Source organism: Paraburkholderia aspalathi (genome assembly GCF_900116445.1).
GTDB classification, from domain to species: domain Bacteria; phylum Pseudomonadota; class Gammaproteobacteria; order Burkholderiales; family Burkholderiaceae; genus Paraburkholderia; species Paraburkholderia aspalathi.
Genome location: NZ_FPBH01000043.1, coordinates 22,407 through 46,595 on the forward strand (window position 1 = coordinate 22,407; position 24,189 = coordinate 46,595).

Consider the following 24,189-nt stretch of genomic DNA (forward strand, 5'->3'; position numbering starts at 1 on the left):
GACACATTGAAGATTGTTCGCGTCGGCTCCGATGATTTCGATTGTTCGCTTCGCTGTCATGCCGGCTCGTCATGTGCATGAAAAACACTTACACGTCTCGCATCGTAGTCGCCCGGAAACACACGAAAGCGCACAGTACACTCGCCTCTCTGATGGAGCGCCCTACGATTACTCACAAGCAACATCTCGCCCGGCTCAAGGTCGATTGGCACCGAAACGTCTAGTGCGGCCTCGTGAATCTTTTTCAGATGTAGCTCGAGTTCAGGCGGATTACGGCCTAGATGCTTCTGCGCTGCCAACAGGCTTTCGGGGTGGAAACGTATCAGCCCCCCTTGAACCATGGCCCCTTCCCATCCGAGCGGCGACATCTCGTTCATCATGGTCACGCGTTGGTGAGTCAGAAACCTGCGCCCGTCTGGATGAGACATATCCAGATGCAGAAGTAACTCGCGAATACGTGCCACGCGAAGCTGTCCGTACCCAGGAGCGCCGGGGTCTCGTTCGAGACACTGCATTGCGGTCGCCGCGGGGGGCATATCCGATGTATTGAGGTCGGTATGAAAGAAGCCGCCGGCCAATGTATGCGAAAGTGCCTTAGTCCACGGCGACATCCGAAAATGCTTAACAATTTTCCCGCCGCGGTAGCGCTTCAGCTCACGGAAGCAGGCTGCTGCAACGAGCAGTCCCGTCGTGCCTTCAGCGCAAAGAGGCAACTCCCTGACGACGACATGGTCGTGTTCACGCCATTTTTGCGCGATGCGCTTTCGTAAATCCGAGAGGCCGCCAAAGGCCACGCTATTCGACGCGACAGACGCCTCGAGAGCCATTTCAATGGCCTCAAGCGATTCAAAACTTGATTGCAACCGACTCAACTCAGCAACTTCAGACTTTTGCAGAAAGACTTCAGGTATACCGCTCATGTTCGGACCAGCCTAAAGAGCAGCTTGTGGCGGAATTGATGGTCCAGTAAGGCCCCGATGGTCGGAAAGGTGAACGGACCGCTAGTCGGGTCAAAGGTCGCCCACCCGCTTTCGCGCAACGGACGTACGCTTGGAAGAAGCCCATGAAGAGCCGCAGCTCCCATCAACCCGATAGGTTCGTGCGTATAGGTGGTTACGCCCTGAAGTTCCAGTGCTTCACGCCATTTCGGCCAAACAGGATTCTCCGAGTGGCATCCCCAAGCGATATATGCGCGGCCGTTGCGCGCCAAAACCCGCGCAACGTTCTTCGCCAGCTCACCAAGATCCGGCAGCAGGAACATAACTTCATGGCAAACGACCAGATCAATTGAGTAGTTTGGAATCAGATCCCACTGATCCGGCGACAGAAGTCTTACTACGGGTGCTGTGGACGAAAGTCGTAGTTGCGCTCGCGCCCGAGCAGCCTGGATCGGCTCGATTCCGTAAAGCTCGCACGCGCCCCAAATCTTTGCGATGCGTGCGAGCAAACCGCCGCGATGACATCCGATATCGAGGACACGGTTGGGCACTTTAGGGAAGCCATCCCGTCTAATGTTATCGAGCAGCGCCTCCCAGAAAATCTCGTTACGAGACTCCAGGAGGTCATCATCACCCGAATCGGAAAAAAACGAAGACTCGGCGACCATTGGGCCGCCTCAAGGGCAGCGTTGCGGGCGGCAAGCCCGCGCGTGTGCGTCCCCTGCCGTTGGGTCTAAGCCGAAGTGCCGGATAAACAGGTCGACGGTGTCAGCGAACGCCTTATCGAGGTCTGCGCGATCGTCGGGCCCACGCATTCCGAAGTACGGGTAATGATGCAGCATTTCACCGAACAGATCTCCGCAGTCAGCGGCGTACTTGCGGGTATCGAGAATGTGAGCGTGCCAGAACTCGTCGACGGGTCCATTCGGGCAGAGCTTCTGCTCAGGATAGCGGATATTTAGTGCCAGAAATTTGCGGTAAATGTCCTCGACTTCCTCACAGGTTTCAGCTGTCCAGCCTGACTCTTCAATCAGCTTTCGACACTGCATGGTGAAATCTATACGTGATACTTTTTCGACCGCGTGTTCGAGCGCTTGGTCGCGACGCACGAACTGCTGCGCCTCATCATAAGTTGTGAGTTGCCCCGATTGTGCCTGCATGTTGGTCTCAGCTCGTTGGTGGTTTTCCTTCGCGGAAATTGTACTTGACGGATACGTTTTTGTATCAATTGCGACATCACTTTAAATTTTATTTTTAGCGGCCAACCTCCATTCGATCAGCCTTCAAATTCATGCAAATTGAACAATTCAAGCAATGAAAAATTCGGCCGACCGATACAGATTCTCAATCCACCGCCCAAAATTAAACACCGAAGAACAATCGTGCAATCATCCCCCCTCCGAACCGCATAGCCGCCGACCTCCGGCTGCGCTACGGCCGACTCCGCGATCCAAACCTGCGCATGAGCTTTCTTCGCATGGTCAAGCTGGCAACCCGAGCCCCGAAAAGGTCAACTGGTCAAAATGGATCTTCATCGTAGGCGTCCGAAAAGCTCTTAACGGACGACCCCGCCTCATCACGAGTCTTGTGCGAATTGAACGCAACCCGACCGCGTGACCGCGCAACGCCCCTCTGCCCGGTTCCCCTCGAAATCCACCAGTAGCCGACTAAACCGCTCACGACGAAAAGTATCGATATGCCCAGCGCCGGCCAAGCGACTGCGAGAGCACCCAACATGCCGCAAGCGACTGCGGCCGCGCCAAACCAAGTGCCCCGTTTCCGCCCCATGCGCTCCCCTTCATACTCTTTTCTATGCGTCAACCACCCGAATCAGGCGCAGCCTTCCTTTCCACAATGATCGTATTAGCTTCGCTAACTGCCCATATTCAAGGCTCCGCGTTGCGTGCCGCAAAGGCACACCTGTCAAGCCGGCTCGGTGCGGGCAACCGATGTGCTCGATCCACTTTGTTCATTTGGCTTTAATGTTAAAAGATCGGCAGTCAGTACGCCATTGATGCGCGTGGCCACGCACAAAACTTAAGAGCGTCATTTCGGCGCAACTTGCGAGATTCAGTCGCTGGTCCGAGTCTTACCCGGAAAGGCGGAACGCCTCCCAAGATATCTTGCGGGACACGCCCCCTGCTCTGTTGAGCTCAGACGAACTACGCGCCTGTACGGCGCGGTCTCAATCGTCGTACTCTTCCACCATCGAACTAAACTGCGTGGCTTCGGCCGAGCCGTATCCTGGTCGAGGAGCAAACCCGCCCCAATGCACTTTGTTGGATCCCTGTGTCGCGAGGACACGTCCGCCGCGTCGCATGAAGGCGTTCAGAACCATTTTTCGTGGATGGGTGCTGTCGTCCATGGGCGCCGAGACAAAGGCTGCGAACTTTTCCGTCCCTTCTGGCTGGATAGGACCAATAAGCGCATTCAGTATGGCCGGCCCAACATTGCTGCGACTACCGTGATGCGGGATCTGAACAAAGCTGAAGTCCTGCAGCGGTAGGCTCATCGCTATCGCGTGCTCTACTGCCCACGATAGCGCTCTCACACCCGCGTCCCCCGTCAGCAGGATGCGCCGATTCTCTCCGACGTCTGCATAGAGCACTACACTGCTTTCGTTGCTGGCTGATGTGTGAGCGCCATCGCGCAGTCGCTCGTTATGCCAGGTTTCTGCAACCCACTTCTGAAATGCAGCAGAAATCGATTCCAAGGCCTTCGCAAACATACTTTTTGACGCTTTCCCGATCCACATTCCCGTAGCCTCAATCGCATCCTGATCAGGGACGGGGGTTTTCTCGAACTGCGGCAAGAGATGCAGGTAGTGAAGGCGACTCGGCGACAGTACAGTAAATGGCCCGATTGTCGTGCCCTGAAACGGGTAGTAAACCTTGGTACCGGCCTCCCACGCCATATCGAGGATTTCGCTCAGAATGTCATACTCTGGCTTGATGGCGTTGGTGAGGCCGTCGGTTGTCCAGTTTTTGTTCTCGAACAGGTGTATTGCCTCAGGCGCCAACATCCAGGGAATGTGCATCCACAGATTTGTAACCGGGATTTCCTTAAACAGTTCGCGCATCCCAGAAGCGTGATCCGCGTCTGCGTGGGTCAGTACCGCGTGTTCGACAGCCACATCATGGCCATAGTGAGCGCGCAAATGTTCGACGAGTTTTTCGCCGCTATCGGTCGTGCCGCCGTCGATCACCATCAGCTTGTAGTCGTTCTCCTCCCCGTAACGAACAATAATGGAATCTCCTGCCCGACTGGCGTCGCCAACCGGCATGAATTCGACTTCACACTTCATGTTTTCGCCCCCTCACTTGCTTCACCCTGTAATGGCTTCTCGGCCTTGTTCTGTCTTTTCGTCGGTAATGACTTCATGGATTCGAAGAGCCGCTCAGCGTAGACATACCCCATCCGCCGAACCTGATCGTCGTTGAAATGCCACCAGAAAAACAGCAATGCTATTGCCACAACGAGCGTCATACCGCCTGCGGCCCCGGGCGAGAGCAGATTGTCGGCATCGAATTTGAGCGGGCGAATCTGCGCAATCTTGCTTAATAACAGACCCAAGACAATCCCAAGCAGGCATGTCAACATCCCCACTGGACGCATCGCAAGCATGTTGCGATGGAATCCGTACGCTATGTTTTCCTTCAACAGCAGCGCGTTTGCCTTTCCGCGCGTCAACTCGCGTAGATGCCTGGTCGCTCCGATATACGTATCGTCGGCCGCGCCCGGGTTTTCCGCCTCCTCGCCTGCAGTCGGAACGACGATCTTCAGCTTCGCCTTGATTTCGTCGTGGTAGCGCTTCTTGCTGACGCCATCCAGAAAAGTGTCACGATGCCGCAGGATTAGAGTTGTTGGCATGCCGCCCCAATCTTTGACCAGTTTGTCCTCCAGTCGCTTGCCGCGACCACGGGCAACGCTGCCAAGCGCATAGATAGCCCCACAGCCCGCAACCAAGCCAAGCAGTGACGTAAGAACAGGACTCTTCGGTCCAAAAATCCAGAGCAGAGGTACCAGCAACGGCAAGACCGTCAGCAGGCCGGGAAACGTACGCGCCTTCCGGTCGTAAGGATCCCTCACGTTATCGAGGATGTCGTTCAGATTCATCGTGCGGGGTTGCTGCCACAGGCAGGCGTCGTGTTTTCTCGTCAGTATAAAGCAATTATTTCCGATGTTAACCAAAGGAGAAAATATTCCATTTTTCGATTTTATCGTTAAAAATACCCCAAATAGACGGCATAAAACACCAACATAAAACAGATACTGCAATTTTAAGTTTATATTTTGGCAACTTTTCGGGGCAGAGGCCGGAGGACAAGGACGAAGCGAGACGCACGCGTGCCCACATCTCGTGCGTCAAATGACAACGGTCGCTCCGCCCAAAACGCGTCGCCGATTACCGAACCGGTCAACACGCGACCGCCAAGCAAGATGGCCCGTGATGTACGTCGCGAATCGCGGCAAGGCCAACCGTGTCACCCGACTAATCGGGTACCCGACCCCGCGTTCGAGATCCTTGAGGCGCATGGCTTCGAGGTGGTACTGGTCAATGCGCGCGACGCGAAGAACGTGCCGGGTCGCAAGACGGATGTGAGCGATGCGCAGTGGCTGCAGAAGCTTCACGCATACGGATTGCTGCGCGCGAGTTTCCGGCCGCGGCGCGACGTGGCCACCCTGCGCTCCTATCTGCGGCAACGGGAACGCCTGCTCGAATATGCCGCGGCACATATCCAGCACATGCAGAAGGCGCTGATGCAGATGAACCTGCAATTGCATCACGTCGTAAAGGACGTCACGGGGGCCACCGGCATGAAGATCATCCGCGCCATTGTGGCCGGCGAGCGTAATGCCGAGGCACTCGTCCGACATCGCGACGTGCGTTGCAAGGCATCGGTTGAGACCATCCGCGACGCGCTGATCGGCAACTATCAGGCCGAGCACGTGTTCGAGCTGACCCAGGCCGTTTCGCTGTATGACTTTTACCAGACGCAGGTCGCGCAATGCGATGAGCGTATCGAATTCACACTCGGGCAACTGCAGACCGGCATCGAACCGCCCGCCGCGCCCTTGCCCACGGCGCGGTACCGGACCAGGCAGCCCAACGGCTTCTCCTTTGATGTTCGCCGTGCACTGTACGCCATGCTCGGCGTCGACCTGACACAGATTCACGGCCTCGGACCCTACGTGGCGCTCAAGCTTGTGGCCGAATGCGGTAATGACATGTCGCGCTGGCCGACGGCAAAGCACTTCACGTCGTGGCTGTGCCTCGCTCCGGGCAATAAGATCTCCGGCGGCAAGATCCTGTCGTCAAAGACGCGCCGCTCCTCCAGCAAGGCTGCTGCTGCGCTGCGTCTTGCCGCAGTCGCAATCGGCAAGACGGATACCGCGCTGGGCGGTTTTTACCGACGACTGTCTGCGCGGATCGGCAACGCCAAGGCCGTCACCGCCACCGCCCGCAAGATCGCGGTGCTCTTCTACAACACACTGCGCTACGGCATCGAATATGTGGATCCCGGCGCCGCGTATTACGAAGAGCGCTACCGGCAGCGGGTTCTGAACAACCTGACCCGACGCGCCGAATCACTGGACTACGTGTTGCAGGCCAAACCAGCCTGATGGCTCGAGTTTCTCAGGAAGTCTACGGCCTTCTTCGTCAAGAAAATGGATCGCCTGCCGAAGTGATCCATTCGCTGAAGAAGGCCTGGCCGGTGAGCGTGATGTGCAAGGTGGCAGGCGTCGCACGGAGCAGCTATTACGCGCTCGGTCGCCGGCCAGTGGCGCGTCGTTCGCCCGCGGCGTTGTTGATGGCGGCGCGCGAGATTCATCGGGAAACCCGCGGCAGTTACGGCAGCCGCAGGATGTCGCAGGCGTTGCGCCAGCGCGGCCATGAGGTCGGCCGTCACCGCGCACGCTCGCTGATGCGCGAAGCGCAGTTGAAGGTACGTCGAACGCGTACGCATCGTTACAGCAAGGCCAGTGGAGAGGCGCTGGTTGCGCCGAATCTGCTGGAGCGCCACTTCGAGCAGGGCAGACCCAATCAGGTCTGGGCCGGTGACATTACGTATGTGAGTACGCGACAGGGCTGGTCGTATCTGGCCATCGTGATGGATCTGCATTCGCGCCGCATCATCGGCTGGGCGTTTGCGCTGCAGGCCGACACGGAACTGGTGATCCGGGCCCTACGGGAGGCCCGCGCCAGACGGCGTGCATCGCACGGTGTGATGTTCCATTCCGACAAGGGCTGTCAGTACACCAGCGCCTACTTCGTGGATGATCTGAAGGCCAACGGCATGGTGCAGAGCATGAGCCGAAAGGGAAACTGCTGGGACACTCAGTCTAAGATCGCTTCTGAGTGTCGGACCGATCTGACCCGTGCTGGGATTGGCCAAGCTGCCTTTGCGTTGACCTGTCGATCGGATTCCGGCGTTCCCCGAGCGTTGCCGGGCTCACCGTCTGTGACCTGATAGGAGCTTTGTTCTGCACCGTGAGTGTCCTGTCCTGCGAGTGGGGTTGGCGATGCGCCCACTACAACGGATATACGCATGGAACAAAACGAAGTGATTCTGGGTGTCGACACGCACCTGGATACGCATGTTGGGGCTGTGATTAGCGACACAGGCAGGCTTCTCGGAACGCTATCGGTATCGACAGACACGGCGGGATATCTTGATCTGCTGTCATGGGCGAATTCGTTCGGCCCTTTACGCCGCGCCGGGGTTGAAGGGACGGGCACCTATGGAGCGGGATTGGCCCGCCTGCTGCGCTATCATGAGATCGAGGTGCTTGAAGTCAATCGCCCAGATCGCGCGATGCGCCGGTCCAGAGGCAAGTCCGATCCCACTGATGCTGAGAACGCAGCGCGCGCGGTTCTTTCCGGCAGAGCTACGGCTATTCCAAAGGAACAGTCTGGCGCCGCCGAAGCGATGCGCGCCGTCTCTGTTGCGAGGCGCAGCGCGGTCAAGGCCAAGACACAGGCTATCAATCAGTTACGGGCTTTGCTCGTGAGCGCTCCTCAGGAAATCCGTGAGCGTCTTCTGAAAGCGAAGACTGCAGAATGCGTTGAGGGTTGCGCACGTCTTCGCTCGTTGGGCAAAACGCCAATGTTGCAAACGCTCACGACTACGCTGCGGTTGCTGGCGAAGCGTTGGCTGACGCTGGCAGAGGAGCTCAAAGCTCTCGATAGCATGCTCGAAAGCCTGACCAGCCAGCATGCCAGACGCCTTCGCGAAAGATTCGGCGTCGGCCCTGAGACCGCTGCGGTATTGGTTGCTGTGGCGGGAGACAATCCCGAACGCCTGAAAAGCGAAGCTGCGCTGGCTGCACTCTGCGGCACAAGTCCGTTGCAGGCGTCGTCCGGCAAGACGGTCCGGCATCGATTGAACAGGGGTGGCGACCGGTCCGCAAACAATGCCTTGTGGACCATCGCGATGGTCCGCATGAGAAGCGATCCCCGGACCCGGGCTTACGTCGAGCGCCGGACGAAGGAAGGTATGTCCAACAAGGAAATTCACCGCTGCCTGAAGCGCTATATCGTGAGGGAGCTGCACCCGCTCATCCTCGCCGATCTGGCCGATTCGACGCTTGCCACTTGACATAGGAGCGTCAACGCGGTCGTGGAGCGGTTCTTTAGAAGCCTGAAAAGTGAATGGCTCAATCCAAAGGGGTACATTGACCACGCCGATGCCGAACGCGATATCGGGGCCTACATCGACGACTTTTACAACTGCCGGCGGATCCATTCGACAACAGACAGGATGCCGCCGGTGCGGTACGAAGCTTTGAGTTTTTAAAAATACCCTTTGTCGGTGTCCAGGATTACTTGATCACTACACTGGCTGACGGTTTTGTGTTTACGGACAACGGCAAATATGTGGGTCCGGGCACCGGCGAGAAGCTCGTGCGCGCGGTCACCGAAGTCCGTATAGAAGCGGCGCGTTACGCCAACCCACTCACCTTCCTGCCTGGCAACATTCCGATTAGTTCGCACATCTCGCGGCTGCTCGACAACAACGCCGGCTTCTACGCCTGCTACGTCGACCTGAATCATTTCAAGCCGTTCAACGACCAGTACGGCTACTGGCAAGGCGACGAAGTGCTCAAGTTCGCGGCTGCTGTGCTGGCAAACGTGTGCGACCCGACCCGCGACTTCCTTGGCCACGTGGGCGGCGACGACTTCCTGATTCTGTTCCAGAGCGACGACTGGCAAGAGCGCGTAATGCGTGCAATTCACGGGTTCAACGAAGGCGCACAACGCTTCTACGCGCCCGACGACCGCCTTTCCGGCGGTATTCATGGCGAAGACCGGCGCGGCAATCCGACCTTCTTCGCCTTCGTCACGATGGCGATCGGCTGTGTGCATGTCGAATCCGACAGCGGCCTGACGCTCTACAGCAGCGAGGAAATTGCCTCGGTCGCGGCGGTCGCGAAACGGCGCGCGAAGGGGGACCCACTCGGGTTTGTAGTGATCGACGCGGATGAGAGCGCCACGCTGGTGCGCGGACACATCGGTGCGTCCCGCGCCGTGCTCGACTCAGGACGACGCGCAGGCTTTCGTCAACGGACGGGTGCTGTACGTGTGCGACAGCATGACTATTGCGGGAGTGTAAGCATGAGCGCGCCGGTATTAATAGGCAGCGACAGGCCATTTCCACCGTGAGTCAATCGGTCGGGACTTTGATGCTGTCACGTGCAGTGGTCGATGCAGACCCGGACTTGGCTGACGAAACATTGAAAGACGGTCGTCAACACTTGTACTTGTTGTGTTATTTGGCCGGCTATTGAGTTTCGTCCAAAACGGAGCCGCCCTGCTTCGTTTCGGCGGATTTCCACATGCGGGATTATATTTTGGTTTGCGCCTGAACATTTACCGGATGCAGCCGATAAACAGGCTGGCCCGGCATCCGCTTCGTCCTGACGATCGCGGTGCCCCACCACACCGCGGACGCGCACTCCGTCGCGGCCGCGATTCCAGCGGAAACCCCGCTCTGACGTCCCAGCAGAATTAGGAGTTCTCCATGAAGTCCGTGCTGTTGTTCGTTTCAAACGTAGACCAGGCCCTCCCTGAGATTGAGAGAGTCACCGGATTTGTTTCGCAGATTCTTTCGCCTGCGGCACTCATCGCCAATCTGCCCGATGAGTTCGATCCATCCTCACTGATGCACGCGTCCCCGCGTGCTCCCCAGACCCTCGATGACATCACGCGTCTGCTCGTCGACGCGTGGCAACTGGCTCTGACCACGTCACGTGATACAGGTCCGGCGGAACTGAACGAGAAGGGCTACGAGCGGCCAATGCGCCCGGGTATCAACTCCGGCCTCACAGTACCTCTGGCTATTGAGCCGCCGGAAACGAGCCTCTATCTGCGTGGCAAGACTGCGCTCGGCCTCGTAATCGTTGCCGGCAGGGCCCACGGACTTGGGTTTACGCCCGACGAGATCACCCACACAATCTCGCAGGTGATGCTGGGAGTCGAGGTGCTCGCCTCGATGGAGCCTCTCGCACGGGTCACATTTGAATACACGGTCTCTATCCTGACCCTTGACGTGCCACCGCCCACCTCGAAGTGCAGCACGTCCGACTACAACATCTGTGAGCAGATCTGGCGGGATCCGACGCTTGCTCTCCTGGGTTGCGGACCAGGATTCCCCGGTGTGAACGAATACAACCGCAAACTTCTGGCCGCGGCGAGAGCGCGCTGGGGGTACACCGCGTTTATCACCAAATATCCCCTGGGCCATTTCGCCTACGCGTGGCGGGCGCACGGCAGCCTGACTATGGAATACTGGGACTCCTACTGGAGGCAAGGCATGGCTGCGGTGTTCGCGCACGAAACTGCGCACCTCTTCGGAGCAAGCGACGAATATGATGGCTCGAGATGCACCTGCGCAGGCAGTGGCTATTTCAATGTGCCGAACTTCAATTGCGACGAGTGCGAAAGCGCGCACCGAAAGCAGGATTGCCTGATGAAGGAGAATGATCGGCTTCTCTGTCCGTGGTCACGCGGGCAGATCGGGTGGCCCTACACATACGAGGTTCTCGGGCAAAGCACCTCGGCCGGGCCGGCTTTTACGGCGTTTCAGAACAGGCTCTTTTGCATGTTCAAGTCGAACGATGCGGAAAACCGGCTGCTGGTGATGTCGTCCTCTGACGCGCTAGTGTGGACGAGCGCCGATTATTTTGGCCAAACGACCCAGAGCGGACCGGCGTTCGCAGTATTCCAGAATCGACTGTATTGCGCGTTCCGCTCGAACGACGAACACAACCGCATCCTCGTAATCTCCTCGCCAAACGGCAAGTTCACGACGCCCCCGGAGATGACTGGACATAGCACGTCGGATGCGCCAGCACTAGCTGAATTCAATGGGCGGCTGTATTGCGCTTTCCGCTCGCAGTCCAGCTCCAACGAACTCTTCGTCATGTCGTCCCAAGACGGGAGAAACTGGGCCCTTACACCGAGGACAGGCGTGCGCACGAGCTCCGGCCCCGCACTCGCTGTCTTTAGGGGGAAGCTTTTCTGTGCATTCCGCTCGAACGATGACAGTAACCGAGTGCTGCTCGTTTCGACGGAAAACGGAAACGATTGGAGCGGTCCTGTGAATACGATGTGGAACACCTACGCAGGCCCGGGGCTCGCGGTCTCAAACGGCCGTCTGCTGTGCGTGTTCAGGTCCGCAGACAAGGAAAAGCGGCTACTCATCACTTCGACCACGGACGGTCAGCAATGGAGTGGCCCGCTGAACGGAAGCCAGCGCACGCGGGCCACACCTTCGGTAGTCCGGTTTGACAATATGCTCTACATCGGCTTTCAGTCGGATGGTTCCGGCAATCGGGTCCTGCTGACCAACACCCTGGGCGCCTTCGACGATCCCGACTGGGCGAAGTCGAACGAGGTACGCACTCCAGCGGAAGTCAGCAAGTGACACCAACGATATAGAGCGATCCGGCAGCCGGGGCACAACCGCCCGGCGCCGGCGCAACCGCTCTTGGCCCGGAGCACTGAGCGACGTCCTTTCCGCGCTTTGCGCGGCAGCCGCAGGCTGAGGGCGGGGAGGACGTCAAGCGTTTACTATCTCCTTGAACGCCTTGCCCGCAGTGAATTTGATAGTTTTTGCTGCCGCGATCTGAATTTCCTTACCTGTTGCAGGGTTGCGTCCAACCGTTTGTTCCAACGTGCGCAATTCTGCATATGCAGATTGTCTTCGCAGGATAAACGGTTGTCCCTGCTGAGGGGGGCGACGTTACCGCCGCGACCAAAGGTACCTTTCGCACTCCGGGTCGGCGAACCGCTCCGGGTGGCAAGCAACGCCCGCGCACCACGCCTCTATACGCCGCATGAACGCCGCGCCAGGCGGCCACACGCGAATCCCGGCCTTTCCTTGCAGGTAGCTCGAGGGCGTGATGGCCGCCCCGCACCGGAACACGGACAGCCGTGCCGGCACGTGGCAGACGTTCAGTCGACTTCTGCCCGCGACGGGCGATCACGCCCGCCGCAGCAGCATGCACACTCCAGCCGCGTCGCGATGCGTATTTCACCGCACCGATGGTCGACGTGTAGACCGGATCGATCCTGATCAGTTCGACACCTGCACGGAAGCATTTGGCTTCGAGCAGCTGCCGGTATTTTGCGTAAAGCAGGCCCGAGAGCATGCGTGCTCCCTTCGGACTGAGTTACGCCATCGTCTTCTTCATTGCCGTGAAGTCAAGGTCTTCCGCAACAACAGGCTTGCGTGCCTTCTTCGCCCACGCCACTGCCGCAGTCAGCGCGTCAGCGAGCACGGCGTTGCGCCGACCTGAGGATACATCCTCGAGCAGCAATGGGAATCGGCGCGTGCCTGGCAGGTTGCGAACGGATCGGTCTCGGTGACGGCGAGATGGTCAACGTTGAAGTCGATCCCAGTGGCGCCGTGCGCGACATCCAGGCTGCTTTTTTCCGCAGCCGGATGATTGAACGATACAAAGGCGCGCCAGCCGCGTTCATCGCGGTGCAGTCGCCAGCTCAGTGCTACATTCGCTTCGAGCGCCGTACCGAGCGCCGCGCGGTCGTAGTCGAATATGACGTCGCAGATCACAAGATATCTGTCATCGCGAGGCGACAACAGCCGGTCCGGCACACGGATCTTCAGCGCATAGGCGCCATCGGCCGTTCTTTGCAACTGGCAGAGCTGGTTACCAGCCGTTTCGTCTTTCGAGCCAACGAAGAACACCTGGTGTGAACGTCTGGCCTGCCATTCGCGCAGCCACGCTCCGCGACGGTCAAAGCGGGCCAGCTCCAGATGATGCTGCTGCCCTAAGAGCTTGCGGGTGCCAAAGCAGATGCCTGGCACGTTGGCGGCGAGCCGTGCGAGGCGACCACGCAGGTGATCCATCAACAGCCGTTGCAGTCCTTTCTTGCGGTAGTTCAGGCCACTACCCAGGTCGGTCACGACCCCAACGTCCGCGAAGCCGGCCTCGACGTAATGCTTCTCCAGGCGAGCCGCCTGCGTCTTCAGCTGTTCAGCCTGATCATGCGAAGCGACACGGGCGTCGCAGACAGTCTTGCCTGCCAGGGCGGGCGCGGTGCCTAGACTGGCACGCAACGCGTCATGAAGGTAACGTCGATGTCCATCAACCGTTCGTCCGGCCGAAGGCAGCCGCCCCTGCCGGTGCCAGCGCCGCAGTGTCCCCACCGCCACGCCCAGCGGGTCTGCCGCTTCGCCAATCGATAAGAGTCGCATCCGGTATCTCCCAAATATACCGGGTGTGGAACTCACTTTTAAACGCCAAGTTCAGATTGTGCAGCTTAGAGGCCTACTGTTGAAAACCCGTGCCGCTCTTGAGCCAGTGCCGAACGAGCCAAACCCGGCTAGGTCGCCGGGCAAGCCCGTGACTCGATCGCGTCACGTCGCTCAGAGGATTAGCAATATCCAGTCGAATGGCGGGTTCCAGAAAGAAGTGGCAGAGGATTCAGAAAAAATCGCCGCCCTGCATTTCAGAATGGCCTGCTTACGTTGCCAAGCGGTCGTATAAAAAAACATATTGAACGACCGAGTTGCGTCCAGACATACCTTACGCGAGCGGTCACAGCCTCCTCCAATCCGCAAGTTGGGTATTGCGACCGAAAGCGGTCGGTGCGCACGGTTCCAGATAACGGCCACTCCCAAGGTACGCTTCAGTGCGTCAGCCTTCTACCCCACGCCCGGTCTCATTCAGCCAACCAACGATGTTGTGCACGGTGTCGCCAGGGAGTGTTCCCATACAACTCCTTCGAGACATATCCGATATACGGGGTCGTGAGCACGTTCGGCAATTCCCCGCGAGGGGTGCTGCCAGGCAACTCGATATCATAGACGTCCACCGCAGCGCCAGCGATCGGCCCGCTCGTCAAGGCCAAAAGCAGCAGCGCGGCCTCGCCGACGATAGACCCGTTCGATCCATTGATCAGTCGGCTCGCCGATTTCATTTGGGTCATTTCGGCTTCGCCAACAACGCACTTCCCTTTACGGGAAATGAAGATTACGATGATACTTCTGATATTTTGGCAGCTTTTACTCTCAACTGATGAATAATGGGACACTCTCAAGCAGAGAAATTGGCGACACATCAGCGAATCGTCAATGTGGCCGCAAGGCGTTTTCGTGAGGTCGGACTGGAAGGCATCAGCGTGGCGGATGTCATGACCGAGGCCGGGCTTACGGTCGGCGGCTTTTATAAACACTTCGAGTCGCGCGATGACCTCGTTGTGGAAGCGTTAGCCGCTGCACTTGCAGACACTGACACTTGGCAGATTGCTCACAGGTCAAATCTTCGCAAGGCCATACTCAGCTATTTGTCGGAGGCCCACCGCGATGCGCTGAGTGAAAGCTGCGCGCTAGCGGCGCTTGTGAACGATGTCAGTCGAAGCAGCGAGGCCGCTCGCGACACCTATACCATACGTCTCAGGCGGGCATTCGAGTTTTTTGAGAAGTTGCTTCCTACGGATCTCGCCGAGAGCAGACGCCCGAAAGCCATGCTCCTCTTCAGTGCGTGCGTCGGAGCTTTGGGGCTCTCCAGAAGCGTTTCGGATCCGAAGTTCTCGAAGCAAATTCTGGCTAATGTCGCTGACGAACTGATCGGGTTATACGCTACCCAACGTGCCCGAAGGTAGCTCCATCGCCAGATGATTGGGTCGGATTATGACAGCAGTTGCCGATGCGGAGCTGCGGTCGCCAGACCTTCGACCGCCGCGACCTCAGATGACACCGTTAGTTTGAAGATGCATAAATCTGCACATGCAGATTGTCTTCGCGGGGGAAACGGTCGCCCCCGCTGAGGAGCGCAAGGTTGCCGCTGCGACCAACGTCTGGAGCAGGTTGCCAGACGGGTCGGTCTCCGTCACCGCGAGGCGGTCAACGTTGAAGTCGACTCCAACGGCGACGTCCGCCACCTCAGCCTCACCTTCCAGCCCTGCTTTTCTCCGGATTGCGTAGTCCTCTGCGATGGCCTGGGTCGTGGCTGAGTGAAGGCGAAGCCCTGCCTTGCCGGCGCCCTTCGTGAACGGATGGAAGTCGCGTATCCCGAGAGGGGCCGCCGCTCCCGCTCCCACACCCTGACCGACAGCTCGTTGCAGTAGTTCCAGAGAAAGTTCACCGCGCGTGCCTGTCTTTGAGCCGGAGGTGTAGAACGCGGGTAATCTGCTGCATATACTGATACAGTTGTTTCTCCGTTTAGGTATGCCTCGAATTCCATTTAAATAATCACGACATCTGCGCTGCGCTGTCTACACCCGCCTTTCATCCCCGGCCTGAGGTCGAGGTCTTCAGGCTACCGTCCGATAACGTGAGCAGGCGACGATGGGATGCAAGCACGCGAACTGAGTGCAAGCCCAGTTGCAGATAATCGGAGTATGCGCGTCCCGTCAGTCGCAGTTATTTCGAGCAAGAAACTGCATCGGTTGCGGGTAGGACCGATTTCAAATGCAAGTCGGTACAGGCAGGCATCGATCAGCAAGGGCCGCTACGCGGAGCAAATCCTAGCCAATCCGGCTTGAGCTAGCACACGCCGGACGATGCCGAAGTGCACACGCAGATGACGCGCGACGGTGCTTTGACGCGCATGTTTCAGCGCCTGTCTGAGTTGGGCTTGGTTACACTGCACAGGGCGGGATCGCAAAAGCGAGGGGTCTGGCTGACTACCTCGGGAGAGCAAGCCTTAAAGAGGCGTTCTCCAGTTGGAAAGCGGCTCAATCCGCAATAGACGCGATCTTGACAGAAGAGAGTGAGGTCCATATGCGCGAAGCAATGTCGGCCATATTGAACTCTAGGTCCAGCGTCAGTCGTCTGCAAGAATCGATGGAAGGTAAACTCTTCCACTTGGCCATCGTCCAAGGAACGCCGACCTGGGCACATGATGTGCGCTGCGCGAGATAAGCTACGCGCCGTCTCCAGTCTTGATAATAACGTAGCGGGCCCGGACCTCGCTGCTCAGCCCCGTGTATGCCCCATAGCCGTCACGTTGATGGCTATGGGGCATATATCTGATCGGATTTGTGCGCTTGTATTTTAACAGCAACGCTACACTGATCATCGAGGAATTAAGAACGGATCACGCGCTGGCTGCTCCACAGCAGCTGGGGCGTGTTCCAAAGCTGCAGCCCGTCCTACCCCAGTCACTCGAATGGAAACGAAACCTATCTATGAAACTCGAGAGCAACGATCTTGAACACGGCAAGCCGATCCCTGAAGGTTTCGTCTTTGCCGTCAAGAATGCCGCGAGCCGCATCGCGCTTTCGCAGAACCGCAACCCTCACTTGATGTGGAGCGATGTTCCTGCCGGGACTCAATCGTTTGTGCTGATATGCCATGATCCCGACGTTCCCAGCAAGCCCGACGATGTCAATCAAGAGGGAAAGGTCGTGCCGGCTGATCTGCCCCGGGTGGATTTCTATCACTGGTTACTGGTGAACATCCCCAGCGAGCAACACGAAATCGAACAGGGATCCCATAGCAACGGGGTCACACCTCGCGGGAAACCGGGCCCGTACCTTCCCCAAAGTCTGGCAGCATCGCTGCGCCATGGCATGAACGACTACACTGCATGGTTCGCTGGCGACAAGGATATGGCTGGGGAATATCACGGGTATGATGGTCCGTGCCCGCCGTGGAATGACACCATCGTTCACCGCTATGTGTTCACCGTACGCGCACTCGATATTCCTTGTGTGCCGCTCGGCGAGCGGTTCAGAGCAGCCGACGTGCTGAGTGCCATCAAGGGACACGTGCTTGCCGAAGCTAGTCTGTGCGGTACCTATACGCTGAACCCACGGCTCGACGTCTGACGTAGCACCTGTACGTGGCGCCGGCCTGTTTGAGGCGGCGTTTCCGTTCGATTAGTGCCCGGAACATTCGGGCACGTCGGTCGGCGCATCGGGTGTGCCACGTGCGATGCGACCATCGACTGGCAGACGATAAGGGTGATGTTATGGATATACGGATTAAAGGGACCCAGGAGTCTTCAGCGCCCGAACGTCGGCGCCTGACACCGTCTAAGACTTCGCTTGTTCAGCGCCCCGGCCTCTATTCCTTCGCGTTGCCATCGATACATTCCAAACAGGTGGCGAGATCGTTCCTCTTTTTTGACGTTACCCTTATGGTGGTTCTACGTGGACGTCTGCAGGTCGACGACGTCGCAAGTGTCGGGGATGCCGGCTTTCCGAAAGAGCTTGTGTGCGTAGCTGAAGGTGTTTGCGCTGATGTTCTCAAGGAGCCAGCCGAAACCGAGGGCGCGTTCCGGTCAATTTTCCTCGCCATTTCTTCGGACGTTCTTATCGACTTCTTCCGAATGTATCCCGATTTCGCTGGTGGAGGCGTGCCGCTCAGGACGTGCCGGAAACACCCGCTCGACAAGGCACTTCTCGAAACGTTTCGACATTGCATTCGGGGACTTTCGCAGGGTAACTCATCGAGCGAAGCGGAACTGCGTCACCGGTTAATGGGCCTTCTACTTGGGCTGGCCACCCGTGGGATCGTATTTCAGCGCCCCGACGGCGAGCGATGCGCAGAGCGAGTGCGTCTTGTCGTCCAGTCCGACATTGCGAGCAGATGGACCGCGAAGTCAGTAGGCGAGCGGCTCGCGATGAGTGAGGCCACCCTTAGGCGCAAGCTGGCCGCAGAGGGGCTGCAGTTCAAAAGCTTGTTGAGCGAGGTCCGGATGCATCACGCGATGGCACTTGTTCAGACCACGCAATGGAGTATCCAGAGAATCAGCGAAGCTTGCGGCTATGACTCGACCGCACGCTTCTCAGCCCGCTTCCGCTCGCGCTTTGGACGCGCGCCGTCAACGATGCGATAAATCACGCATAAGGCATGTGTCACATTAGCAAGCGGGGACGCAATCGTACGAAAGACGATGAGTCTCTACAAACCCGGATGTCGCGTTCGGCGCCGAGGTGATTTCCGTTCTAGCGTTATCGTGGGGTTGAGTCTACTTTTTTCGGCCCGGCGTTGGCAGTGGCGCAGGTGGTCTCCTTTCCGCTAATTGGAAGGGCCGACTTCGAGTGCTCTAGACTCCGTAAAATGACAGCAAACGACCGTTATTCAGTAGCGGAAAACCAAACAGGAGAAAATCAAATGACCGTTTCGATCTCGCGGCGAGCGCTCATGCTGCTCGCCGGCCTTGTCGGGCACGATCACCTTGGCTCAAAGCAGCGCCTATCGCCTTTTCTGTGCCGCTGACCAGCGACCTGCAGGTGCCTCCAGTCCAGAGCCCAGCTAGGGGCACGGCCAACCTAACCTACGACCCCAGCACGCGGGTCCGTCACCTGGGCGTCCCACACTACCCAACGCGTTGGGAACGTCACTGGCGATAGAGCTGGTCCCTGACGCAATCTCCGTCAATACCGTATCTCCCAACTTCCTTTACAGCGAGTCCTTCTACCCAAAAGCGGCTTATGTCGACGATGCCAAATGAAAGGACTACACAAAAATCCGGTCCGGCTGGAAGATTCGGTCGACAGAGGAAATTGGCGGCGTCATCAGTTTCCTAGCGTCAACAGACAAGGTTTCTTACTTACGCCACTATCGACTCCAACGGTGACGGGCCTTCTCCGCCAGATCGTCCTACCTGAATTCCGACTGTCCGCATTCTCCAGCGCATGCTACGAGGCAAGACATCGATTCCATGCAATGTCAGCGACGCACCAGCATCATATTGCTGCCGAAATTTTTGGGCAAATTGTGACGTACCTGCGTTGGGTGGAGATGCTTCGGCTCCTGATTGTTCGGTGTTGACGATTAGTTTATTCAACATTTCCATCTTTTTCTTCTCCCCTCACTTGTCTACAGTATCCCCCGATACGATAGCTTCCATAGTTTCGCCCGAACCCGATCTTGATCAGTTGCTCCCCGAATTTCGTTCCGCAAACGGACGCCGATGATCCAGACATATTGTGCTTCCCGTTTCGCGCAGAAAGCAATGGCGCTCATGTTTGCCTTCGCTATCAGTGTGCTAGCTGAAGCAGGGGATGTGTTGGGCCCGCCCCCGACAGGCGCGCCCGCAGCAACCGCCAGCGACGAATCGCGTGTGACCAGAACGCCAAAGTCGGGCAACCAACCTTCGTCGGAGATCCACAATACCTACGGCGCAGAGGCTGAAGCGAGAAATCGAGCGATCGTCCAGTCAGTCACGGGACGTCCTTCACCATCAACGCGGGAATGAAAGAATACCTATCCACCCTCACTAGAATTACATCGCGGTCAGGCGCGATACCGTCAATGAAATGGGCAGCTGAATGACAGGGGGTACACCAGAACACGTTGTCCGCGCGTCTATTGCCGTATTCCGTCGGGAGACGGCACCACAGGAGGTACTGATCTCCCTCGCAGTCGCATTGGTGGTGGATCGACGCTCGTCGATAGGCTGTTCGCCCTGAGACAGGTCCAAGCTTCCTCAACACAGCAGCAAACAACGGTCGAAGTTCACGAGTAAAAATGAACAGTATCCTCCCGAAGGACCACATCGCACTGCTGTTATCCGCCCGCCGGTCCAGCCTGGACCATCTGCTGGCTCAGCACGCAATGAGGTCGTTGGCAAGTATGCTCAACGACGCACTTCGTTCTCTGCACATCAGTGCTGCACAGTTTTGCCTGCTTAGTCTGTTATATCGCGACAACCATCCGACGGTCGGAGAGTTAGCCGACGAAATGCAGGCACAACCGTCCCTCGTGTCTGCGCAGATAAGCATACTCACGCGGCGAGCGCTCGTCACAAGTATGCCTGGACGAGAGGACCGTCGCAGTCGCCGGCTAGGGTTGACATCGTATGGAATGTCCGTGTTACTCGATGCCCTGCCCCTGTGGCTTAAGGTCAGTAGCGAAGCGGCCAACATCATCTCTACAACTCAGCTGCGCAGCATAGGATCGCTCGGAGCGACTGAAGCTAACCGGAACAGCCCATTTGCAAAAGGTACCGATACCTCCTCCGACCCCCACCAGTTGGCACAAGAACCATTTGATATGGCAAGCAATCAATGATGCGCTATCCATCAAACGGTACTCTGGCAGACATTTTTCGATCCAGCGAGAACCTCATTCCGGGCACGCCTCCAACGTAAATCTCTCCTGTCCGACAGCCTCGACATCGACCAACCGCGGCCCTCATCCCGCTTGATCTTGCATCAGTCAAACGACCGCAATCGCAAACGAGGCATTAGGCGCAACGAAGCTTCTCAAGCGATTATGCCAACAATGGGAGTCCGAGCTCCGCGAAGATGTCGCTGGCGGGCCGGCACCCGTTTCCGGGCACCGGACCCGTCAAACGTTAACGACTTGCTGGTCGCTGCTTTAAGCAGGAGGGGCTCAACCTGCGGCAAGAAGCAAAACGTTTGATGCCCCTAGCCTCTAAAAGTGCAGCCTACTCGACCTTAAGATCGCCCTAGTCGGAAATAGGAATTACGCGCGTTCATACGGCACCACCACCGCGGCAGGCAACCATCTTCCGGGAAAGGGCCGGACAGGTGTATGCCGGCATCCAGCGCATGTCTGTATTACGTCGAGAATTGAAATCCTGTGATCTGGACTGGTATACGATGGGCACGCATGGGCGGTTTACGCATGACGGAGCATGCAATCCGCCGTACAGGTGCAAGACAAAGAAGGCATACTTCGCCCTCGAGAAGTGGCTTTTAGTGAAGGCGGGAAGGTGAAGACAACCCACACTCGATTCGCGGTGTGCCTGAACGCATCAATGCCTGACGTGCGTTGCTCGCCGCATTTCGCCAGTCAATCTCTCTTCTCTCGAGCGAACGAAGGTAGAATCTTTCGGGGCGCGAAGGATCAAAAAGAGGAAGCGCCAATATCGCTGGAAAACATCCGTCGACCACCACGGCTCCGTCGACGTCATCCTGAGTCACCCGCTGAATGAATGAGGTTCGCACATCGTCTTCTGACAAAGGCATGCTGGGAGTGACATGAGCGCGCGTGGAGCACCACGCATCTACCTGACGAATTGCCACCTCTGGCGTCCGAAGCGCGAGTTCCGCCGAGAAATTGAGTGCCTCCATGACGCGGGTTTCGTCATGTGCATACGCTTGACGCGCCGTCAGTGCCCTACTCATCCGTTCCAGAATTTCATCGATATGGGTCCTGTGCCGGGTCGCAATCGCAGTCAAACCAAGCACAGCGTCGTAGATCACCAAAGGCGACTCTTTCCCCCCAATTCTCTCAAGATACCTGCTGATTACCTCTGGGCCAAACTGAGATGCGGCTGACCCAGCCTGCACTGCTGAGAGCATAGAACGCTCACGCGAAAGCACAAGTGACGGTGTCCACGTATGCCACGGGAAGCTCATAGCCATTTCGGATAGCCACGCTGTATCGGGCCCAGTGCACGCAAGCGAGATTAGAGCTCCCATTGCACGCACCAGATTCTGATACTCACGCAGCACGTAACGCTGGCGCATTTCCCGCTTCAATACCGCCTGCTTGTATCCTTTTCTACTAGTGTCAATCATCATTGATGCAACCGTCACCCATTTGTATGAACTTGCGGCAAAGAGATGACGCCACTTGTAGATTCGCTCAAACATCTCCCGGTCGACTGCCTCCGAGCGTCGAATCAACGAATTGACGAGCACCTGGGCATCGATGAATGCATTGGAGCGCTTGATCGAAGCCCATAGCCTCTCTCTTTTTTGATCACCCATACTTACAAGGGTATCCTTCGGGAGAGTCAGGGACGCTGGAAAGAAGGTCGCACAGCCGACAATCGTTGCTCCATCCATGAATATGACCGGACCGGTCGTGTCAATGACGACCACGTCCCGGCATTCTCCTCCGAGGCCCCTGACTGTCGATGACAGTGCAATCGCCAGTTCACCGTCGCGCTCAAGCGCAAGGCCAATGGCGATACGTTCGGTTATCAATCGTTCAATTGAATCTAGTTCTTCTGCATAGGCTTTCGACCGTTCGCCAGTGATAGTCTTCAAACTATTGCCTCACTTTCCGATTCTTCTTAAACCAAAAAAAACGTACCGTCTTACGACACGAGATTGACCGACTGCCAATTAGGATTGTAATCGACATCCTTATTTTGGTCTCTCGTTCTAGCCGAAAACATGGCTGACGAAGGTGACCGGTGAGCAAACGAGCGCGACACTCGAGACGGGACCATCGGACTCGGCGCCAATGCTCAAGCGGAGGAGATTGGAGGTGGTCCCGTTCGGTTAGGACAGTTTTTTCGCTTTTAAGCGGAACGCTCGGCGGTCAACGCTGCCGCCTTAATCGAGGGCAGCATCGCGAAGTAAGCTTCGTCCTGAGTCTTGTCCGACAGACTTGAATGAGACAGTTGCTGGTTGCACCACGCCAGGAAGTTAGCGATCGGATTCCTTGCCTCGCCGCCGGACTCATATGCCTTCATATACGTCTTCGTACTTCACGCTGCACCGGAGTCGTTCGTTGACGTCCTTCCCGCTCTCAGCCTGCGGCTGCCGCGCAAGGCGCGGGAAGGACGGGGATTCCTACTTCCAGACGGCGGCGTCCGCATCTGTCGTCCGCCCAATGGGTAGCCACCGCTTCCGTGAAGTCCCGATGATCCGCTGTCTTGAAAGATTAATTGCTTCGCACAATTGATCTTCCCGCAAAAAACACGTCGACCTTAGTCGCACATGCCGCCACACCTCGCTCACTCATCCCATGCACTCTAGCTCCGCTCTTAGGGAAAAAATCTCTGAAATAAAAACGAACTCAAGCTTTTTGGAAATTGGTTCCATCGCTACACAACCCGGTGAAATTTTACCCCCAGACAACAACTGTAAGGAAATGCTGATCCCGCCGTCCACATAACGGACAGACAGGTTGAGATTTTCAGATTGACGAGGAAATTTGACGACACCGGAGATAAGTTTCGTCCGCATTCGGGCCTCACTTCCCACATTTTTCAAACACATGACGGATTGCTCCCGTGAGTTGACGGCAGGTGAGATTTCGCGATCACCAGGTTCGCCAGCGCGAACGGGCTGAATGACTGCGCCGCGTTCTCGGCCAACCCCTTGTAGCGGACCTTGCGGTGACGAAACAGATTCTTCACAACATGAAACGGATGCTCGATCCGCGCGCAGGTCTGCGCCTTGGTTCGCTCACCGCGGTCATCAGGTCCTTCAACGGACCTTCCCGCATCGTCTTGATCTTTCCGCGCTTGGCCGCCACGTGCCACTTCACCGGCTCGCGCTTCATTTCGTCACGTCTGTCCACGCCGATGTAGCCCGCATCGCCGAAGGCTTCTTGCTCATGCCCGTGCGGCAGGGCATAGGCCTGCGACACATCCGACACGTTGACCGCCGTGCCCACAGGCTGTGCACCGGGCCCGACTCGGCGTCGACTCCGGTGTGGGCTTTCGTCCCGACGTGCCACTCATCACCCTTCTTCGTCTGATGCATCTGCGGGTCTCGGCTCTTCTCAGCGTTCCTGGCCGACGGCGGGCCCTCGATGGTCGTCGCGTCGACCAGTGTGGCTCCTTCATCATCAGCCCACGCTCACACAGCGAGATGCCGATCTCGTCGAACAACCTTCGCGTCAGGTCATGCTCGACCAGCAAGCGACGGAACTTCAACAGCCTGGTCGCATCCGAACGCGCGCCCGACAGCCGGATCGATGCCGGCGAAGGCCCGCATCGCAATGCTGTCGTACAGCCCGTCTTCCAGCCCCCTCCGTCCGACGACCCGTTACTGCTACAGGAAGTAGATCCGCAGCATCCGTTCCAGGCAGCCCAATCCGTCCAAGTTCGGTGTCTTGAC

The 24,189-nt window shown here is 57.5% G+C and carries 16 protein-coding genes and 6 pseudogenes; 11 read left to right on the top strand and 11 right to left on the bottom strand.

Annotated features, from left to right (window positions below; genetic code table 11):
* Positions 1-56: 56 nt before the first annotated feature.
* From BM438_RS39670 to BM438_RS39695, 5 genes are all read right to left on the bottom strand, one after another.
* Positions 57-920 carry a TauD/TfdA family dioxygenase gene (locus BM438_RS39670; protein ID WP_093646022.1) on the bottom strand — a complete coding sequence of 288 codons (864 nt, stop codon included), beginning with the start codon at positions 918-920 and terminating at the stop codon, positions 57-59.
* Positions 917-1,606, bottom strand: coding sequence for a class I SAM-dependent methyltransferase (locus BM438_RS39675; protein WP_093646024.1), 690 nt, complete (start codon positions 1,604-1,606; stop codon positions 917-919). Before BM438_RS39675 ends, BM438_RS39670 begins: the two co-directional genes overlap by 4 nt.
* A gap of 9 nt (positions 1,607-1,615) precedes the next feature.
* Positions 1,616-2,098, bottom strand: coding sequence for a glycine-rich domain-containing protein (locus tag BM438_RS39680; protein ID WP_093646026.1), 483 nt, complete (start codon positions 2,096-2,098; stop codon positions 1,616-1,618).
* Between the two features lie 1,025 nt (positions 2,099-3,123).
* Complete coding sequence (locus tag BM438_RS39690) at positions 3,124-4,242, bottom strand: ComEC/Rec2 family competence protein (protein WP_093646031.1); 1,119 nt, start codon at positions 4,240-4,242, stop codon at positions 3,124-3,126.
* Positions 4,239-5,054 carry a hypothetical protein gene (locus BM438_RS39695; RefSeq protein WP_244179557.1) on the bottom strand — a complete coding sequence of 272 codons (816 nt, stop codon included), beginning with the start codon at positions 5,052-5,054 and terminating at the stop codon, positions 4,239-4,241. Before BM438_RS39695 ends, BM438_RS39690 begins: the two co-directional genes overlap by 4 nt.
* A gap of 324 nt (positions 5,055-5,378) precedes the next feature.
* Between BM438_RS39695 and BM438_RS39700 the strand changes: the two genes are divergently transcribed.
* The 6 genes and pseudogenes from BM438_RS39700 (at position 5,379) to BM438_RS39725 (ending at position 11,866) form a co-directional block, all read left to right on the top strand.
* On the top strand, positions 5,379-6,563 hold the full coding sequence (locus BM438_RS39700) for an IS110 family RNA-guided transposase (RefSeq protein WP_244179558.1): 1,185 nt from the start codon (positions 5,379-5,381) through the stop codon (positions 6,561-6,563).
* Positions 6,563-7,411: an IS3 family transposase gene (locus BM438_RS39705; RefSeq protein ID WP_244179559.1), complete on the top strand. Its 849-nt coding sequence runs from the start codon at positions 6,563-6,565 to the stop codon at positions 7,409-7,411. Before BM438_RS39700 ends, BM438_RS39705 begins: the two co-directional genes overlap by 1 nt.
* Positions 7,412-7,489: 78 nt before the next feature.
* Positions 7,490-8,539 carry an IS110 family RNA-guided transposase gene (locus BM438_RS39710; RefSeq protein WP_093646033.1) on the top strand — a complete coding sequence of 350 codons (1,050 nt, stop codon included), beginning with the start codon at positions 7,490-7,492 and terminating at the stop codon, positions 8,537-8,539.
* A gap of 12 nt (positions 8,540-8,551) precedes the next feature.
* Positions 8,552-8,737 (top strand): annotated as a pseudogene (locus BM438_RS39715) (integrase core domain-containing protein); the annotation flags it as partial.
* Between the two features lie 41 nt (positions 8,738-8,778).
* Positions 8,779-9,462, top strand: a pseudogene (locus tag BM438_RS39720) (diguanylate cyclase domain-containing protein); the annotation flags it as partial.
* Between the two features lie 499 nt (positions 9,463-9,961).
* Positions 9,962-11,866: a sialidase family protein gene (locus BM438_RS39725; protein WP_093646037.1), complete on the top strand. Its 1,905-nt coding sequence runs from the start codon at positions 9,962-9,964 to the stop codon at positions 11,864-11,866.
* Positions 11,867-12,001: 135 nt separating this feature from the next.
* Here BM438_RS39725 and BM438_RS39730 read toward each other — a convergent pair.
* The 3 genes and pseudogenes from BM438_RS39730 to BM438_RS39740 form a co-directional block, all read right to left on the bottom strand.
* Positions 12,002-12,103 (bottom strand): annotated as a pseudogene (locus BM438_RS39730) (HU family DNA-binding protein); the annotation flags it as partial.
* A 1,176-nt stretch (positions 12,104-13,279) separates the two neighbouring features.
* Positions 13,280-13,660: pseudogene (locus tag BM438_RS47115) on the bottom strand (IS607 family transposase); the annotation flags it as partial.
* 467 nt (positions 13,661-14,127) lie between these two features.
* On the bottom strand, positions 14,128-14,394 hold the full coding sequence (locus tag BM438_RS39740; RefSeq protein ID WP_167378529.1) for an NAD(P)-dependent oxidoreductase: 267 nt from the start codon (positions 14,392-14,394) through the stop codon (positions 14,128-14,130).
* A 120-nt stretch (positions 14,395-14,514) separates the two neighbouring features.
* On the opposite strand from BM438_RS39740, the gene BM438_RS39745 reads away from it, so the two are divergent.
* The 5 genes and pseudogenes from BM438_RS39745 (at position 14,515) to BM438_RS46475 (ending at position 20,431) form a co-directional block, all read left to right on the top strand.
* Positions 14,515-15,069 carry a TetR/AcrR family transcriptional regulator gene (locus tag BM438_RS39745; protein ID WP_244179562.1) on the top strand — a complete coding sequence of 185 codons (555 nt, stop codon included), beginning with the start codon at positions 14,515-14,517 and terminating at the stop codon, positions 15,067-15,069.
* A 1,527-nt stretch (positions 15,070-16,596) separates the two neighbouring features.
* Positions 16,597-17,238, top strand: a complete 642-nt coding sequence (locus tag BM438_RS39755; protein WP_093646047.1) for a YbhB/YbcL family Raf kinase inhibitor-like protein — start codon at positions 16,597-16,599, stop codon at positions 17,236-17,238.
* Positions 17,239-17,381: 143 nt separating this feature from the next.
* Positions 17,382-18,251 (top strand): helix-turn-helix transcriptional regulator, encoded by an 870-nt coding sequence (locus BM438_RS39760; RefSeq protein ID WP_093646049.1) that lies wholly within the window; start codon positions 17,382-17,384, stop codon positions 18,249-18,251.
* A gap of 1,742 nt (positions 18,252-19,993) precedes the next feature.
* Positions 19,994-20,185 (top strand): annotated as a pseudogene (locus tag BM438_RS47120) (MarR family transcriptional regulator); the annotation flags it as partial.
* 45 nt (positions 20,186-20,230) lie between these two features.
* Positions 20,231-20,431, top strand: coding sequence for a hypothetical protein (locus tag BM438_RS46475; RefSeq protein ID WP_244179563.1), 201 nt, complete (start codon positions 20,231-20,233; stop codon positions 20,429-20,431).
* A gap of 650 nt (positions 20,432-21,081) precedes the next feature.
* Here the strand turns inward: BM438_RS46475 and BM438_RS39770 are convergent.
* From BM438_RS39770 to BM438_RS39775, 3 genes and pseudogenes are all read right to left on the bottom strand, one after another.
* A complete protein-coding gene (locus BM438_RS39770) occupies positions 21,082-22,383 on the bottom strand; it encodes a hypothetical protein (protein ID WP_093646054.1) in 1,302 nt (433 codons plus the stop codon).
* Between the two features lie 257 nt (positions 22,384-22,640).
* A complete protein-coding gene (locus BM438_RS45770; RefSeq protein WP_167378530.1) occupies positions 22,641-22,814 on the bottom strand; it encodes a hypothetical protein in 174 nt (57 codons plus the stop codon).
* A 519-nt stretch (positions 22,815-23,333) separates the two neighbouring features.
* Positions 23,334-24,156 (bottom strand): annotated as a pseudogene (locus BM438_RS39775) (IS5 family transposase); the annotation flags it as partial.
* Between the last annotated feature and the right edge of the window lie 33 nt (positions 24,157-24,189).

Bases quoted from the DNA above. Each gene is read 5' to 3' on its own strand.
- BM438_RS39670 (WP_093646022.1), bottom strand. From the start codon at position 920: ATGAGCGGTATACCTGAAGTCTTTCTGCAAAAGTCTGAAGTTGCTGAG.
- BM438_RS39675 (WP_093646024.1), bottom strand. From the start codon at position 1,606: ATGGTCGCCGAGTCTTCGTTTTTTTCCGATTCGGGTGATGATGACCTC.
- BM438_RS39680 (WP_093646026.1), bottom strand. From the start codon at position 2,098: ATGCAGGCACAATCGGGGCAACTCACAACTTATGATGAGGCGCAGCAG.
- BM438_RS39690 (WP_093646031.1), bottom strand. From the start codon at position 4,242: ATGAAGTGTGAAGTCGAATTCATGCCGGTTGGCGACGCCAGTCGGGCA.
- BM438_RS39695 (WP_244179557.1), bottom strand. From the start codon at position 5,054: ATGAATCTGAACGACATCCTCGATAACGTGAGGGATCCTTACGACCGG.
- BM438_RS39700 (WP_244179558.1), top strand. From the start codon at position 5,379: ATGGCCCGTGATGTACGTCGCGAATCGCGGCAAGGCCAACCGTGTCAC.
- BM438_RS39705 (WP_244179559.1), top strand. From the start codon at position 6,563: ATGGCTCGAGTTTCTCAGGAAGTCTACGGCCTTCTTCGTCAAGAAAAT.
- BM438_RS39710 (WP_093646033.1), top strand. From the start codon at position 7,490: ATGGAACAAAACGAAGTGATTCTGGGTGTCGACACGCACCTGGATACG.
- BM438_RS39725 (WP_093646037.1), top strand. From the start codon at position 9,962: ATGAAGTCCGTGCTGTTGTTCGTTTCAAACGTAGACCAGGCCCTCCCT.
- BM438_RS39740 (WP_167378529.1), bottom strand. From the start codon at position 14,394: ATGACCCAAATGAAATCGGCGAGCCGACTGATCAATGGATCGAACGGG.
- BM438_RS39755 (WP_093646047.1), top strand. From the start codon at position 16,597: ATGAAACTCGAGAGCAACGATCTTGAACACGGCAAGCCGATCCCTGAA.
- BM438_RS39760 (WP_093646049.1), top strand. From the start codon at position 17,382: ATGGATATACGGATTAAAGGGACCCAGGAGTCTTCAGCGCCCGAACGT.
- BM438_RS45770 (WP_167378530.1), bottom strand. From the start codon at position 22,814: ATGAAGGCATATGAGTCCGGCGGCGAGGCAAGGAATCCGATCGCTAAC.